The sequence below is a fragment of the Streptomyces sp. NPDC050211 genome (assembly GCF_040656035.1).
GTDB lineage: Bacteria > Actinomycetota > Actinomycetes > Streptomycetales > Streptomycetaceae > Streptomyces.
On sequence record NZ_JBFALC010000002.1, the window covers coordinates 45,316 to 61,146 of the forward strand.

A 15,831-nucleotide genomic window follows, 5' to 3' on the forward strand; every position below is an offset into this window, starting at 1 on the left:
TCGTGTTCATGCAGTCCCTAGCCTCCGTTGTGTTGTGCAGAGCGAAACCATCATTGCGTATGTTGCAACGCACCCCGGAGGATCACTCCATGAAGCTCTCCCGCAGACTCCCCGCGCTCCTCCTCGCCGGCCTCGTCGTCACGGCCTGCGCACCCCAGACGTCCGACAACTCCTCCTCCGACAAGGACGAGAAGACCGGCACGCTGCGGGTCTGGCTCTTCCAGGAGGTCGGCAACCAGCCGAAGCAGAAGGTCGTCGACGCCGTCGTCACCGACTTCGAGAAGGCGCACGAAGGCGCGAAGGTCGAGGTCGAGTACATCCCGATCGAAACCCGCGCCCAGCGCGTCAAGGCCGCCTTCAACGACCCCAAGTCCGCTCCCGACGTCATGGAGTACGGCAACACCGACACGGCCGGTTATGTGAAGGACGGCGGACTCCTCGACGTCACGAAGGAGTTCGGCGACTGGACCGAGGCGAAGGACACCGACCCCACGGCGAAGCAGTCGGTCACGGTGGACGGCAAGGTCTACGGCGCTCCCTTCTACGTCGGCGTCCGCGCCCTGTACTACCGGACGGACGTCTTCGACGAGCTGGGCCTGGAAGTCCCCAAGACCATGGCCGAGCTGGCCTCCACGGCCCGTGAGATCCGCGCCGCGAAGCCCGAGCTGTACGGCCTGGTCGTCGGCGGCGCCTACACGTACGGCGCGATGCCGTTCATCTGGGCCAACGGCGGCGAACTCGCCACCGGCAAGGGCGGATCGTATGCCTCCGCCATCGACAGCGCGGCCGCCCAGAAGGGCATCAAGGCCTACACCTCCCTCTTCGGCGACGACAACTGCCCCGCCGCCAAGTGCGCCGGCTTCGGCGGCAACGACACGATCACCGCGTTCGCGGCCGGCAAGGCGGGCATGGCGATCGGCGGCGACTTCAGCTACACGGCCGTCGAGGCGGGCAAGGCGAAGGGTAAGTACGCGGTGGTGCCGCTGCCGGGTGTCGAGGCGGGGTCGATCGCGCCGGCGTTCGCCGGGGGCAACAACATCGGTGTGCTGAAGTCCACTTCGCATCGGACGCTGGCCGTCGAGCTGATGGAACAGCTTGCTTCGAAGAAGACGCAGGCGTCGATGTTCGATGCGATGGGGTTCTTGCCGACCTTTGCGGATGTGCGGCAGCAGGTGTCGGCGGAGGAGCCGTATGTGAAGCCGTTCGCGCAGACGCTGGCTGCGGGGACGAAGTTCGTTCCCGCGTCGCCTGCGTGGGCGGAGATCGATTCGGCGCTGGTGTTGCCGACGATGTTCCAGGAGGTCGTCAGCGGTAAGAAGGGTGTGGCTGCGGCGGCTGGGGATGCGGCGAAGAAGATGGACGAGGCGTTTGGGTCTGTGGGGTGACGGCGCCTACCAGGTCGGGGGGTGGGGAGCGTGTGCGTGTGCGGGTTGATCGTGGCTTGTCGCGCAGTTCCCCGCGCCCCTATGGGCGTCCTCGTGCACGGAGTTCTAAGGCGCCGTGGCTCTATCTCGCTCCTGCTCTCGTCGTACTCGGTGGGCTGCTTGTCTATCCCATCTATCAGCTTGGGCTGATCTCGTTCTTTCAGTACACGCAGGCCCAGGTCAGTGGTGGGGAACCGACCACCTTTGAGGGGTTCGGGAACTACGCGGAGCTGTTCTCCGACTCGCAGTTCTGGCAGGTGCTGCTGGCGACCGTGCTGTTCGCGGCGGCGTGCGTCGTGTCGACTCTTGCTGTCGGCTGTGCGCTGGCCGTGTTGCTCACGCGGGTGCGGGCCGTGCCGCGGCTGGTGTTGATGCTGGCGGCGTTGGGGGCGTGGGCTACGCCGGCGATCACGGGGTCGACGGTGTGGCTGTTGCTGTTCGATCCGGACTTCGGGCCGGTGAACCGGGTGTTGGGGCTGGGGGACTACTCATGGACGTATGAACGCGTCAGTGCGTTCTTCCTCGTCCTGCTCGAAGTGGTGTGGTGCTCCTTTCCGTTCGTGATGGTGACGGTGTACGCCGGGATTCGGGCGGTGCCCGGTGAGGTGCTGGAGGCGGCCGCTCTGGACGGGGCCTCGCAGTGGCGTATCTGGCGCTCGGTGCTGGCGCCCATGCTCCGGCCGATCCTCGTGGTCGTCACCATTCAGTCGGTGATCTGGGACTTCAAGGTCTTCACCCAGATCTACGTCATGACGAACGGCGGCGGCATCGCGGGCCAGAACCTCGTGCTGAACGTGTACGCGTATCAAAAGGCCTTCGCGTCCTCGCAGTACAGCCTCGGCTCGGCGATCGGCGTGGTGATGCTGCTGATCCTGCTGGCGGTCACGCTCGTGTACTTGCGGTTGTTGCGCAGACAGGGGGAGGAGCTGTGAATCTCGTACGTGGTCTGGTACGGCGTCCCTGGCGGCTGGCCGCCGAGGTGTCGGCGCTGCTGATCGCGGCCGTCGTCGCGTTTCCCCTCTACTGGATGGTGCTCAGCGCCTTCAAACCGGCCGGAGAGATCGAGTCGACCGAGCCGCGGCCGTGGACGCTGGCGCCCTCGCTGGATTCGTTCCGGCGGGTCTTCGGACAGCAGGAATTCGGCCGTTACTTCGTCAACAGCCTGCTGGTGGCCTGCACGGTCGTGGTCGCCTCGGCGCTCATCGCGTTTCTCGCCGCGACCGCGGTGACACGATTCCGCTTCCGTTTCCGGACCACCCTGCTGATCATGTTTCTGGTGGCCCAGATGGTGCCCGTGGAGGCGCTGACGATCCCGCTGTTCTTCCTCATGCGGGACTTCGGCCAGCTGAACACGCTCGGCTCGCTGATCCTGCCGCACATCGCCTTCTCGCTGCCCTTCGCGATCTGGATGCTACGGGGGTTCGTGAAAGCCGTTCCGGAGGCGCTGGAGGAGGCCGCGTACATCGACGGAGCGAGCCGGGCGCGATTCCTGTGGCAGATCCTTTTCCCGCTGGTCTTCCCGGGGCTGGTGGCCACCAGCGTGTTTTCCTTCATCTCGGCCTGGAACGACTTCCTGTTCGCCAAGTCCTTCATCATCAGCGACACCTCCCAGTCGACCCTGCCGATGGCCCTGCTGGTCTTCTACAAGCCGGACGAGCCGGACTGGGGTGGTGTGATGGCGGCGTCCACGGTGATGACGATTCCGGTGCTGATCTTCTTCGTGCTCGTGCAGCGACGGCTGGTGTCGGGGCTGGGCGGAGCGGTAAAGGACTGACGTGACTGAACTGGTTCCTGTACCTCAACACATGGAGCGGAACGAGCGCTTCTACGAACTCGGCGACGGCTTCGGGATCGAGGCCGGGCCGGGCACCGAGGGCACCGCGCGATGGCTGCGCGCGACGCTCGGCGCGGCGACCGGGCTCGCGCTGCCGCCCAAGAAGGGGGGCCAGTACGACGTCCTCCAGCTGTCCGTCCGGCCCGGCCTCGACGCCGAGGCCTACCGCCTCGTCATCGCCCCCCATGGCGTCCACATCCAGGGCGGCTCGCCCGCCGGCGTCTTCTGGGGCGCCCAGACGCTGCGCCAGCTTCTCGGCCCCGACGCTTTCCGGCGCGCACCCCTTCCCGGCCGTACGTGGCGGCTGCCCCTGACGGAGATCCGGGACTCCCCCCGATTCCGCTGGCGCGGCCTCATGCTCGATGTGGCCCGGCACTTCATGCCCAAGGACGGTGTCCTGCGCTACCTGGATCTGATGGCCGCCCACAAACTCAACGTCTTCCACTTCCATCTGACGGACGACCAGGGCTGGCGCATCGAGATCAGGAAGTACCCCCGGCTGACGGAGGTCGGCTCCTGGCGGGCCCGCACGAAATTCGGCCACCGGGCCTCTCCGCTGTGGGAGGAGAAGCCGCACGGGGGCTTCTACACCCAGGACGACATCCGCGAGATCGTCGCGTACGCCGCCGAGCGGCATATCACCGTCGTCCCCGAAATCGACGTACCGGGACACTCGCAGGCCGCCATCGCCGCGTACCCGGAACTCGGCAACACCGACGTCATCGACACGACCTCCCTCACGGTCTGGGACAACTGGGGCGTCTCTCTGAACGTACTCGCACCCTCTGACAACACCCTTCGCTTCTACGAGGGGGTGTTCGAGGAACTGCTGGAGCTGTTCCCTTCCGAGTTCATTCACATCGGCGGCGACGAATGTGCCAAGGAGCAGTGGCGGGAGTCGCCCTTCGTCCAGGCCCGTATCAAGGAACTCGGGCTCGCGGACGAGGACGGACTGCAGTCGTGGTTCATCGGGCACTTCGACCGGTGGCTCTCCGCGCGCGGGCGCCGGCTCATCGGCTGGGACGAGATCCTGGAGGGCGGTCTGGCGCCGGGCGCCGCGGTGTCGTCCTGGCGCGGCTACGCGGGCGGAATCGCCGCCGCCCGGGCCGGTCACGACGTCGTCATGTGCCCTGAACAGCAGGTGTACTTGGACCACCGCCAGGACGCGGGTGCGGACGAGCCGGTCCCCATCGGCTACGTCCGCACCCTGGAGGACGTCTACCGGTTCGAACCCGTTCCACCCGAGCTGACGCCGGAACAGGCCCGGCACGTCCTCGGGACGCAGGCCAACGTGTGGACCGAGGTGATGGAGGACCACGCGCGCGTGGACTACCAGACGTTCCCCAGGCTCGCGGCCTTCGCCGAGGTGGCCTGGAGCGTCGGCCTGCCCGCCCCCGCGGAACGGGACTTCGCCGATTTCGAGCGGCGGATGGCCGTCCACTACCGGCGACTTGACGCCCTGGGAGTCGCCTACCGGCCGCCTACAGGGCCGTTGCCGTGGCAGCGGCGGCCGGGTGTGCTGGGCCGTCCCATCGAGGGGGCGCCGCCGAACAGGTAGCCGAACAGGCAAGGGAGCGCCCATGGGGCCATGCATGGGAACACGCATGGGAACAGGTCATGGGAAAAGCCCCTAAGTGTCACCGAAGAGTGGCAATTCGCGCGCACGGTTGATGTCGTGCGAAAACGGACCATCTCGCTGGTGAGAGGGGCGAATGCCTCCTAGCGGACCCCCGCGTTCGGGCCCTGCGAAGATGTGCCAGAGTTGCCACGTCCGCCCTGTCAGCACGTACCGTACGGCAACACAGGTGGGACCAGGTGGGGCAGCGGGAAGGGGCAGCCGGTTTGACCACGAGCGCACCGCAGGCGGCGCAGGCCGTCACGCTGCCTACGACGCTGGACGAGGCCGTGGCGGCCCTCACGGCCATGCCCGCCGCCGTTCCCGTGGCCGGCGGCACCGACCTCATGACCGCCGTCAACTCCGGACAGCTCAGGCCCGCCGCACTGGTCGGCCTCGGCAAGATCAGCGAGATCCGCGGCTGGCAGTACCTGGACGGGCACGCGCTGCTCGGCGCGGGCCTCACGCATGCGCGCATGGGCCGCCCCGACTTCGCCGCCCTGATCCCGGCGCTCGCCGCTGCGGCGCGCGCGGCGGGCCCGCCGCAGATCCGCAACGCGGGCACCCTGGGCGGCAACATCGCCACGGCCGCCCCCACCGGGGACGCGCTACCCGTACTGGCCGCCCTGGAGGCGACGCTGATCATCGCGGGCCCGGGCGGAGCCCGCCGGGAGATCCCGGTGTCGCACCTGCTGGCCGGTGTGGAGATGCTGCGCGGCGGCGAACTCATCGGGTACGTGCGCGTGCCCCTGCTGCACGCCCCGCAGGTCTTCCTCAAGGCCACCGGCCGCACCGGCCCCGGCCGCGCGGTCGCGTCGGTCGCGCTGGTCCTCGACCCCGCCCGGCGCGGAGTGCGGTGCGCCGTCGGGGCCATAGCGCCGATGCCGCTCAGGCCCCTGGACGCCGAGCAGTGGGTCGCCCGGTTGATCGACTGGGACAACAGCCGCGCGATCGTCCCCGAAGCGCTGGCCGCCTTCGGGGAGTACGTCGCCGCTGCCTGCATCCCCGATCCGGTTCCGGCCGAGGACGGCTCCGTACAACAGCTTCCGCCCGCCGTACTGCACTTGCGGCGCACCGTCGCCGCGCTGGCCCGACGAGCACTGGGGAGGGCGCTGTCGTGACCGACGACCAGCACGGAGAGGGCACGCCCCAGGGCGGCAGCCGCTGGGACCCGCTGCCCCAGGGCGACTACGACGACGGCGCCACCGCCTTCGTGAAACTCCCCGAAGGGGGCATCGACGCCCTCCTGGCCTCCGCCGACAGCCCGCTGGCCGCGCCCGGCCACGGCTATGTGCCGCCGCAGATAGCGGCCGACCCCGCCGCCACCGGCGGTTGGCCGGCGCCCGCCGAGGCGGTGCAGTGGCCCGACCCGAACGCGGTGCCCCAGGACACCGGGAGCGACCGGTTCAGGTACAACCCTGGGGCGACCGGGCAGTGGAACTTCGGGACCGTCGACGGATCGGCGGGAGCGGCGGAGCACACGGCAGAGGCGCCGGGCCACGATGTGACCGGGCAGTGGTCGATCCCCGTCGCCGGAGGCGAGCTTCCGGACGAATCGGGCGAGTTCACCACGTCGTCCCTGGTCGAGCAGTGGGGCGGCACACCGCCGGCCACGCTCCCCGGCGGCGCGGCCGCTCCCTGGGCGACGGAGGCCGCCGGGCAGCCGTGGGCGCGGGACGCGGCGAACACCGCGCCTCCCGCCGACGCCGCGGTGGACGCACCCGGCCAGACGCACGGCCAGACGCACGGCGAGGTGTCCGCGCAGGCGTACACGAGGCCACACCCGGGGTCTCCGGCGCAGCAGCACGGGGGTGCTCCCGCTCGGCCGCACGCGGAGGGGCACGGAGAACGCGCGGGACAGCCGCATGCGGAGGAGCACGGAGAGCGCGCCGCACAGCCGCATGCGGACGCAGGCGCCCGGCAGCACACGGACGCGCGCGCCCAGCGGCACCCGGAACCCCATGCCTCGCAGCACCCGGAGGACCGCCCGCCGCAGCACCCGGGGGCGCCCGCCCAGCCGCACGCGGACGCTCACGGGGAGGACGCCGCGCAGCACACGCAGGCGCACGCCCCGCAGCACGACGAGGCACCCGCCCGGCCCGCATCCGACGGGGCCTACGACCAACAGCCCGCGGACGGAACCGCCGTAGCGGACTCACCGACCGCGCACGAGAGAGCCGTAGCCGCCGCACAGGCCGCTCAGAGGGCCCGTGAGGCAGCCGAGGCGTCCGAGGGTGCCCAGGGGGCCGGAGAGGCCGCTGAGGGGGCCGTGGAGCGTCCCGGGGAGCCGGAGCGGGGGACGCAGCCGGAGTCGGAGTCGCGTGCCGACGCGGAGGCCGGTGAGGAGTCCGCCGGGGCCGAGGCACCGGACGAGGCGCCCCCGCAGCCCGGCGAGGAACACCCGCTCGCCTCGTACGTCCTGCGCGTCAACGGCGTCGACCGGCCCGTCACCGACGCCTGGATCGGCGAATCGCTGCTCTACGTCCTGCGCGAACGGCTCGGCCTCGCCGGTGCCAAGGACGGCTGCTCGCAGGGCGAGTGCGGCGCGTGCAACGTCCAGGTCGACGGCCGGCTCGTCGCCTCCTGCCTGGTGCCCGGGGTCACCGCGGCCGGCAGCGAGGTCCGTACGGTCGAGGGCCTGGCGGAGGACGGACACCCCTCCGACGTGCAGCGGGCGCTCGCCCGGTGCGGCGCCGTGCAGTGCGGCTTCTGCGTGCCGGGCATGGCGATGACCGTGCACGACCTGCTGGAGGGCAACCCGGCGCCGACCGAACTCGAGGCCCGCCAGGCGCTGTGCGGCAACCTGTGCCGCTGCTCCGGCTACCGCGGCGTCCTGGACGCCGTCAAGGAGGTCGTGGCCGAACGCGAGGCGCACCGCGCGGCCGACGCTGAGACGGACGCGAACGAGGCACGTATCCCGCACCAGGCGGGCCCGGGAGCCGGCGGCGTCAACCCGTCGGCGTTCGAGCCGCACGACCAGGCGTACGGACAGGACGGAGGCCCGGCGTGAGCAACGAAGCCGCCACCGCGACCACGGCCGCGGAGGCAGCCCCCGCCCCCGAGGAGATCCCGCACGGCCTCGGCGTGTCCTTGCACCCCGCCGACGCGGGCGCCAAGACCGAGGGCACGTTCCCGTACGCGGCCGACCTGTGGGCCGAGGGCCTGCTCTGGGCGGCCGTCCTGCGCTCACCGCACCCGCACGCGCGCATTGTGTCGATCGACACGTCCCACGCGCGCGAGATGCCCGGCGTCCGCGCCGTCGTCACCCACGAGGACGTGCCCGGCGCCCCCCGGTACGGCCGGGGCAGCGCCGACCGCCCGGTGTTCGCCTCCGAGGTCGTACGCCACCACGGCGAGCCCATCGCCGCCGTCGCCGCCGACCACCCCGACACCGCGCGGATGGCCGCGGCGGCCGTCACCGTCGAGTACGAAGTACTCGACCCGGTGACCGACCCGGAACAGGCCTTCGAGGCCGAGGCGCTGCACCCCGACGGCAACCTCATCCGCCACATCCCGCTGCGCCACGGCGACCCGGACGCGGCCGGCGACATCGTCGTAGAGGGCCAGTACCGCATCGGCCGCCAGGACCCCGCGCCCATAGGAGCCGAGGCGGGTCTCGCGGTGCCGCGTCCGGACGGCGGCGTCGAGCTGTATCTGGCGTCCACGGACCCGCACAGCGACCGCGACACGGCCGCCGCCTGCTACGGCCTGGAGCCCGACCGCGTGAAGGTCGTCGTCACCGGCGTGCCCGGTGCCACCGCCGACCGCGAGGACCAGGGCTTCCAACTCCCGCTCGGCCTGCTGGCGTTGAAGACCGGCTGCCCGGTCAAACTGACCGCCACGCGCGAAGAGTCCTTCCTGGGCCACACCCACCGCCACCCGACCCTGCTGCGGTACCGCCACCACGCGGACGCCGAGGGCAAGTTGGTCAAGGTGGAGGCGCAGATCCTCCTGGACGCGGGCGCGTACGCGGACACCTCCTCGGAGGCGCTGGCCGCCGCGGTGTCCTTCGCCTGCGGCCCGTACGTCGTCCCGAACGCGTTCATCGAGGGCTGGGCCGTACGCACCAACAACCCGCCCTCCGGCCACGTACGTGGAGAGGGCGCCATGCAGGTCGCCGCTGCCTACGAAGCCCAAATGGACAAGCTGGCGAAGAAGCTCGGCGTCGACCCGGCGGAGCTGCGCCTGCGCAACGCGCTCGCCACGGGCGACGTCCTGCCGACCGGCCAGACGGTGACATGCCCCGCACCGGTGGCGGAGCTGTTGCAGGCCGTACGGGACTTCCCCCTTCCGGCGCTCCCCAAGGACACGCCCGAGGAGGACTGGCTGCTGCCCGGCGGCCCCGAAGGCGCGGGCGAACCGGGCGCGGTGCGCCGGGGAGTCGGCTACGGCCTCGGCATGGTCCACATGCTCGGCGCGGAGGGCGCGGACGAGGTCTCCACGGCGACCGTCAAGGTCCATGACGGAATCGCCACCGTCCTGTGCGCGGCCGTCGAGACCGGCCAGGGCTTCACCACCCTCGCCCGGCAGATCGTCCAGGAGACGCTCGGCATCGACGAGGTGCACGTCGCCCCCGTCGACACCGACCAGCCACCGGCGGGCGCGGGCTGCCGGGGCCGCCACACCTGGGTGTCCGGCGGCGCGGTGGAGCGCGCGGCGAAGATGGTCCGCACGCAGCTTCTCCAGCCCCTGGCGCACAAGTTCGGCATGTCCACGGAGCTGCTGCAGATCACCGACGGCAAGATCACGTCGTACGACGGAGTCCTGTCGACCACCGTCACCGAGGCGATGGACGGCAAGGAACTGTGGGCCACCGCCCAGTGCCGCCCGCACCCGACGGAACCCCTGAACGAAGCCGGGCAGGGCGACGCCTTCGTGGGCCTCGCCTTCTGCGCGATCCGCGCGGTCGTGGACGTCGACATCGAACTCGGCTCGGTACGGGTCGTCGAACTGGCCGTAGCCCAGGACGTGGGGCGCGTCCTGAACCCCGCCCAGCTGACGGCACGAATCGAAGCGGGCGTCACACAGGGCGTGGGCATCGCTCTGACGGAGAACCTGCGCACGGCACGCGGCCTGATCCGCCATCCCGACCTCACGGGCTACGCCTTGCCCACGGCCTTGGACGCGCCGGACATCCGCATCGTGAAACTGGTCGAGGAGCGCGACGTGGTCGCCCCCTTCGGCGCGAAGGCCGCCAGCGCGGTACCGGTGGTGACGTCCCCGGCGGCCATCGCCTCCGCCGTCCGCGCCGCGACGGGCCGCCCCGTCAACCGCCTCCCGATCCGCCCGCAGGCCGCGGTCGTGACCGGCCAGTGACGGCCCCCGACCCCGGTCCGCCGCGATACGAACCGCCGCCCAGCGTAGGGAAATTGCTGGTGTGGGCGCTGGTGTTCGTGTTCGCGGCAGTGGTGGTCGTGCTGGGCGGTATCTACTTCTCCTGACCGGCTGTATGCGGCTGTGTGCGACGCAACAGCCTTGGCGTTGCCGGGCTGCGGGCCGTTGTCAGTGGTGCGGCGTAGTGTTCTGGATGTGGGGACGGCGGGCTGTGACCGCGCGCGTACGACGGCTGCCGCACGGTGCCGCGCCCCACTCGGGGACTGAACGACCTTTCATGCACGGGGGATTCCATGAGCACGACCAGCGTGACTTGTATCGCGGTGACCGGCCTGACCGAGGACGAGCCGGATCCGTTCGGGGTGGATGCACCGCCGGGCCATGGGGACTGGGGTGACGCGCAGCCTGAGCCGTGCCTCCGGCAGCTGGTCGGCAACGAACTGCTGTCGCTCGCCGAGCTGCGCCAGGAGGGTCGGCTGCGCACGCTGGTGCGGTTCGCGTCGGCGGCCGACGAACTGGCGCGACTGCGCCACGAGTTCGCGGCCTACGCGGGACGCTTCGGGCCGGGCGCGGTGGCGGAGGCCTCCCGCCGGCTGCTGGCCGTCTGGGAGGAGGGGACAGGCTCTGCCATGCCGGCGTTCCGCAGCATGGGCGCCCTGATCCGCCCCCTCGCCTGGATCGCCGAACCCGGCAGCGGCCTGGCCCTCGACCTGCCGCCACGGCTACTGGACGAGGAGTTCGGCACCGCAGCGATCGTCCACTTCGAGGACGTCGACTTCCCCGCAACCATCACCCACGAACCCACCCGCCGCTTCCTACGCGACGTGGGCCTGCCCGAAGAGGCCACCCGATTCACCCTGGACACGGACGTCCCCCCACGAACCCTCGCCGAGTACGCGACGGACGAGCGTGACGGCGACTTCGTACTCCCGCCCGGGGCGGACCACCTGATACGCCTCGGCCACATCGCGGACGACACCAGCCTCGTGATCGACGGCGTGACAGGGACGGTCCTGTACTGGAGCGAACGGGACGCCCTGCCCCACCCACTCAACACGGACCTCTCCACACTGGCGTTCACCCTGTGGCTGCTGCGGCGCGAAGAGAACCGAGACGGGATCTGAGCGGGACCTTCCTGGAGGCCGTGGCGGGATTCGAACCCACGTAACTCGCTTTGCAGGCGAGCCCCTCAACCACTCGGGCACACGGCCTTGCTTCATGTGTCGACCGTAGGGCGCTGTGGGGGAGGGGCTCAAGGGAAACGGGGGTGGTGCAACGGGACTGCCATACCGCGTTCATGAAACGGGGGCGTGGGGGCGGTCGTACGACCAAGGGCTGAGGTGGGGCCGTTCTCTCGACAGGGGTCAACGTGGGTTGTGGCCCTTACGCTGGCGACCATGACCGCCCTCGAACCGAGCGACACCGACGTTGCTGATCCCGACGGCTCCTTCTCGGGCGCCGAGCGCGACGAGACCGTTCTGAGCCGTTCCTATCGTGCGCTCAGTGTCGGGATCGTCTCCGTCGTGCTGCTGATCGCCTTCGAGGCGACCGCTGTCGGGACGGCGATGCCGGTGGCGGCGCGGGAGTTGGACGGGGTGCCGCTGTACGCGTTCGCGTTCTCGGGGTACTTCACGACGAGCCTGTTCGGCATGGTGCTCTCCGGTCAGTGGTCGGACCGGCGCGGGCCGCTCGGGGCGTTGACGACAGGCATCGCCTCCTTCGCGGCCGGTCTGCTGTTGTCCGGCACGGCGGGCGCGATGTGGCTGTTCATCCTGGGGCGGGCCGTGCAGGGCTTCGGTGGCGGGCTGGTGATCGTCGCGCTGTACGTCGTCGTGGGCCGCGCTTACCCAGGGCGGCTGCAGCCCGCGATCATGGCGGCGTTCGCGGCGAGCTGGGTCGTGCCGTCCATCGTCGGTCCGCTCGCGTCGGGCGCGGTGACCGAACACCTCGGCTGGCGCTGGGTGTTCGTCGGCATCCCGGTGCTCGTCGTCTTCCCGCTGGCGCTTGCGCTGCCGCAGATACGGCGGCGGGCGGCGGGGCCGGTGGACGGCGCGGTGGGCGGCTCGGTGTCCGAAAAGCCTGCGCGTGTGCGCCGGGCGGCCTCCTTCGATCGGCGTCGTATCCGGCTCGCACTCGGGATCTCGCTCGGTGCGGGGCTGCTGCAGTACGCCGCGCAGGATCTGCGGTGGCTGTCGCTGGTGCCTGGTGTGGTGGGTGCCGTGTTGCTCGTGCCGGCTGCCCTGGGGTTGTTGCCGCGCGGTACGTATCGGGCGGCCCGTGGGCTGCCGTCCGTTGTGTTGTTGCGTGGGGTGGCCGCGGGCTCCTTCATCGCTGCGGAGTCGTTCGTGCCGTTGATGTTGGTCACCCAGCGGGGGCTGTCGCCGACGCTGGCCGGGTTCTCGCTCGCGGCGGGTGGGGGGACGTGGGCGTTGGGGTCGTGGGTGCAGTCGCGGGCGCGGGTGGCGCCGTACCGGGAGCGGCTGATGACGCTCGGGATGGTGCTGGTGGCGGCCGCGATCGCCGCCGCGCCGAGCGTGCTGATCGAGTCGGTGCCGGCCTGGACCGTTGCCGTCGCCTGGGCCGTGGGCTGCTTCGGCATGGGGCTGGTGATCTCCTCCACCAGTGTGCTGCTGCTGAAGCTCTCCGGCCCCGAGGAGGCCGGTACCAACTCCGCCGCCCTCCAGATATCCGACGGCCTCTCCAACGTCATCCTCCTCGCGGCGGGCGGCGCGGCCTTCGCGGCGCTGGGTGGCGGCACGGTGTCGCACGCGGCGACGGAGGCGGCCGGGGCGGGGGCCCATCCGGCCGCGTTCGCTGCGGTGTTCCTGCCGATGGCGGGGGTGGCGTTGGTGGGGGCTTGGGTGACAACGCGGCTACGTGCCCCGCGCGCGGAGGTCGCTGATGGATGATGCGCGGTGACACCGAGTGGTACCGCGTAGTACCGTCGAAGCATGGCTGGACTGAACCTGCGGTTTACGGACGACGAGCTCGACGCACTCCGCGAGCGTGCGGCAGCAGAAGGGCGCAGCATGCAGGCCTTCGCGCATGACGCCGTGATCGCGGCCATAAACGAGCACTCACGCCTGTTCAACGAGGCTGCCGAGCACGTGCTGAAGGCCAGCGCCGAGCTGAACCGGAGGCTCGCCTGATGCACTACCTCACGCTGCCCGAGCTGCTGAACCTCGCAAAGCGGCTCGGGGCGGATGAGGTGCGCGACTACGGGCTCCTGGATTCGGCACTGGCGCGTCCCCAATCGAGCGTGTTCGGGCAGGACGCGTATCCGGACGTCTGGCAGAAGGCCGCGGCCCTGATGGAGTCTCTCGCCCGCAATCACGCCCTCGTCGACGGGAACAAGCGCATCGCCTGGTATGCGACCTGGGTCTTCCTGCATATGAACGGACACCCCCTCGACGCCGACTTCGACGTGGACGAGGCCGAGGCGTTAGTGCTCGACGTCTGTCAGGGGGCATTGGACGTACCGAAGATCGCGGCTCAGTTGCCGCGCTTCGCACGCTGATCCCAAGGCCCACTGTGACCTCAGTCCCATCCAAGGCAGCCCCGGCACAGTCCGTCCGTTGGCGGAAACCCGGCGCCGGTAGGGTGGCCCGGTTGTCGTACCCAGCCGAGCCGCCCAACCCCCACCGGAGACCGTGACTACCACCGCCGCCAGTTCCTCGTCGTCGCATCACCTGTCACCCGCGTTCCCCGGCCGTGCCCCCTGGGGTACGGCCAGCAAGCTGCGTGCCTGGCAGCAAGGGGCGATGGAGAGGTATATCCAGGAGCAGCCGCGTGACTTTCTGGCCGTGGCGACGCCCGGTGCCGGAAAGACGACGTTCGCGCTGACGCTGGCGTCCTGGCTGCTGCACCATCACGTCGTGCAGCAGGTGACCGTCGTCGCGCCGACCGAGCATCTGAAGAAGCAGTGGGCGGAGGCCGCGGCGCGTATCGGGATCAAGCTCGATCCGGAGTACAGCGCGGGGCCGCTCGGCAAGGACTATCAGGGCGTCGCGGTGACGTACGCCGGTGTCGGCGTGCGCCCCATGCTGCACCGCAACCGTGTCGAGCAGCGCAAGACCCTCGTCATCCTCGACGAGATCCATCACGCCGGTGACTCCAAGTCCTGGGGCGAGGCGTGCCTGGAGGCGTTCGAACCGGCCACGCGCAGGCTCGCGCTCACCGGTACGCCGTTCCGGTCCGACACCAACCCCATCCCCTTCGTGGCCTACGAGGAGGGCAACGACGGAATCCGGCGCTCCGCCGCCGACTACACGTACGGCTACGGCTCCGCCCTCTCCGACGGCGTCGTCCGGCCCGTCATCTTCCTCTCCTACAGCGGCAACATGCGATGGCGCACGAAGGCCGGTGACGAGGTCGCCGCCCGGCTCGGCGAGCCGATGACCAAGGACGCGGTCAGCCAGGCCTGGCGCACCGCCCTCGATCCGCGCGGCGAGTGGATGCCGAGCGTGCTGCGCGCCGCCGACCAGCGGCTGACCGAGGTCCGCAAGGCCATCCCGGACGCGGGCGCGCTCGTCATCGCGTCCGACCAGGACTCGGCGCGTGCGTACGCCAAGCTCATCCGCGAGATCACGGGCACGAAGGCGACGCTCGTCCTGTCCGACGACGCCGGCGCGTCCGGCCGGATCGACGAGTTCAGCGGCAGCAACGACCGGTGGATGGTCGCGGTCCGGATGGTGTCGGAAGGCGTCGACGTGCCGCGGCTCGCGGTCGGGGTGTACGCCACGACCATCTCCACGCCGCTGTTCTTCGCGCAGGCCGTCGGCCGTTTCGTACGGTCCCGGCGGCGCGGCGAGACGGCCTCGGTCTTCCTCCCCACCATCCCCGATCTCCTCACCTTCGCCAACGAGATGGAGGTCGAGCGCGACCACGCCCTCGACAAGCCCAAGAAGGAGGGCGAGGAGGACCCGTACGCCGAGGAGGAGAAGCTGCTCCAGGAGGCCGAGCAGCAGCAGGACGAGGACACCGGCGAACAGGACCAACTGCCCTTCGAGGCGCTGGAGTCCGACGCCGTCTTCGACCGAGTCCTGTACGACGGGGCCGAGTTCGGCATGCAGGCCCACCCCGGCAGCGAAGAGGAGCAGGACTACCTCGGTATTCCTGGGCTGTTGGAGCCCGACCAGGTGCAAATGCTGCTGCAGAAGCGGCAGGCCCGGCAGATCGCGCACAGCCGTAAGAAGCCGGACTCCGAGGCCGATCTGCTCGAACTGCCCGCCGAGCGGCGGCCGGTGGTCAGCCACAAGGAGATGATGGAGCTGCGCAAGCAGCTCAACACCATGGTGAGCGCGTACGTCCACCAGAGCGGCAAGCCGCACGGGGTGATCCATACGGAGTTGCGGCGCGTGTGCGGTGGGCCGCCGAGCGCGGAGGCCACGGCGGGTCAGCTGCGGCAGCGGATCGCGAAGGTGCAGGAGTGGGCCACCCGGATGCGGTGACGCTGGGCGCTGTGCCTGAGCCGGTGTTCTGGGGCCGACCTGTCGTACTTCGGCTGCAGGTCGTACGTGGCTGGTCGCGCAGTTCCCCGCGCCCCTTTGGGGCGCGCATACCACCGCAAATCAAAGTAGTCCGTACCGGGCGGTGACCGGATTCTGGACGGATCCTTCCGCTCA

Annotated in this window: 11 protein-coding genes, 1 tRNA gene and 1 pseudogene; 12 read left to right on the top strand and 1 reads right to left on the bottom strand. The window is 70.5% G+C overall.

The window, feature by feature from the left end; genetic code table 11:
* Positions 1-89: 89 nt before the first annotated feature.
* The 8 genes and pseudogenes from AB0I98_RS02065 to AB0I98_RS02100 form a co-directional block, all read left to right on the top strand.
* A complete protein-coding gene (locus tag AB0I98_RS02065) occupies positions 90-1,385 on the top strand; it encodes an extracellular solute-binding protein (protein WP_362934819.1) in 1,296 nt (431 codons plus the stop codon).
* Positions 1,386-1,441: 56 nt separating this feature from the next.
* A complete protein-coding gene (locus AB0I98_RS02070; protein ID WP_362933888.1) occupies positions 1,442-2,356 on the top strand; it encodes a sugar ABC transporter permease in 915 nt (304 codons plus the stop codon).
* On the top strand, positions 2,353-3,198 hold the full coding sequence (locus AB0I98_RS02075; RefSeq protein ID WP_362933891.1) for a carbohydrate ABC transporter permease: 846 nt from the start codon (positions 2,353-2,355) through the stop codon (positions 3,196-3,198). The genes AB0I98_RS02070 and AB0I98_RS02075 overlap by 4 nt, the downstream gene beginning before the upstream one ends.
* 1 nt (position 3,199) lies before the next feature.
* Complete coding sequence (locus tag AB0I98_RS02080; protein ID WP_362933894.1) at positions 3,200-4,816, top strand: beta-N-acetylhexosaminidase; 1,617 nt, start codon at positions 3,200-3,202, stop codon at positions 4,814-4,816.
* Between the two features lie 284 nt (positions 4,817-5,100).
* Positions 5,101-5,994, top strand: a complete 894-nt coding sequence (locus AB0I98_RS02085) for an FAD binding domain-containing protein (protein ID WP_210580014.1) — start codon at positions 5,101-5,103, stop codon at positions 5,992-5,994.
* Positions 5,991-7,883, top strand: coding sequence for a 2Fe-2S iron-sulfur cluster-binding protein (locus AB0I98_RS02090; RefSeq protein WP_362933897.1), 1,893 nt, complete (start codon positions 5,991-5,993; stop codon positions 7,881-7,883). The genes AB0I98_RS02085 and AB0I98_RS02090 overlap by 4 nt, the downstream gene beginning before the upstream one ends.
* Positions 7,880-10,189: a molybdopterin cofactor-binding domain-containing protein gene (locus tag AB0I98_RS02095; protein WP_328440350.1), complete on the top strand. Its 2,310-nt coding sequence runs from the start codon at positions 7,880-7,882 to the stop codon at positions 10,187-10,189. The genes AB0I98_RS02090 and AB0I98_RS02095 overlap by 4 nt, the downstream gene beginning before the upstream one ends.
* Positions 10,190-10,683: 494 nt before the next feature.
* Positions 10,684-11,313, top strand: a pseudogene (locus AB0I98_RS02100) (SUKH-4 family immunity protein); the annotation flags it as partial.
* Between the two features lie 30 nt (positions 11,314-11,343).
* Here AB0I98_RS02100 and AB0I98_RS02105 read toward each other — a convergent pair.
* Positions 11,344-11,418, bottom strand: a tRNA-Cys gene (locus AB0I98_RS02105).
* A gap of 186 nt (positions 11,419-11,604) precedes the next feature.
* Here AB0I98_RS02105 and AB0I98_RS02110 point away from each other — a divergent pair.
* The 4 genes from AB0I98_RS02110 to AB0I98_RS02125 all read left to right on the top strand — a co-directional run bounded on the left by AB0I98_RS02110 (position 11,605) and on the right by AB0I98_RS02125 (position 15,657).
* Complete coding sequence (locus tag AB0I98_RS02110) at positions 11,605-13,116, top strand: MFS transporter (protein WP_362933900.1); 1,512 nt, start codon at positions 11,605-11,607, stop codon at positions 13,114-13,116.
* Between the two features lie 42 nt (positions 13,117-13,158).
* On the top strand, positions 13,159-13,356 hold the full coding sequence (locus AB0I98_RS02115) for a hypothetical protein (protein ID WP_301981431.1): 198 nt from the start codon (positions 13,159-13,161) through the stop codon (positions 13,354-13,356).
* A complete protein-coding gene (locus AB0I98_RS02120; RefSeq protein ID WP_362933903.1) occupies positions 13,356-13,724 on the top strand; it encodes a Fic family protein in 369 nt (122 codons plus the stop codon). The genes AB0I98_RS02115 and AB0I98_RS02120 overlap by 1 nt, the downstream gene beginning before the upstream one ends.
* A gap of 133 nt (positions 13,725-13,857) precedes the next feature.
* The gene (locus AB0I98_RS02125; protein ID WP_362933906.1) at positions 13,858-15,657 is read left to right on the top strand and encodes a DEAD/DEAH box helicase; all 1,800 of its coding nucleotides are present in this window, start codon (positions 13,858-13,860) and stop codon (positions 15,655-15,657) included.
* Positions 15,658-15,831 lie beyond the last annotated feature (174 nt).

What these genes read in the sequence shown, in the direction of transcription:
- AB0I98_RS02065 (WP_362934819.1), top strand. Translation starts at nt 90, where the DNA reads ATGAAGCTCTCCCGCAGACTCCCCGCGCTCCTCCTCGCCGGCCTCGTC.
- AB0I98_RS02110 (WP_362933900.1), top strand. Translation starts at nt 11,605, where the DNA reads ATGACCGCCCTCGAACCGAGCGACACCGACGTTGCTGATCCCGACGGC.
- AB0I98_RS02115 (WP_301981431.1), top strand. Translation starts at nt 13,159, where the DNA reads ATGGCTGGACTGAACCTGCGGTTTACGGACGACGAGCTCGACGCACTC.
- AB0I98_RS02120 (WP_362933903.1), top strand. Translation starts at nt 13,356, where the DNA reads ATGCACTACCTCACGCTGCCCGAGCTGCTGAACCTCGCAAAGCGGCTC.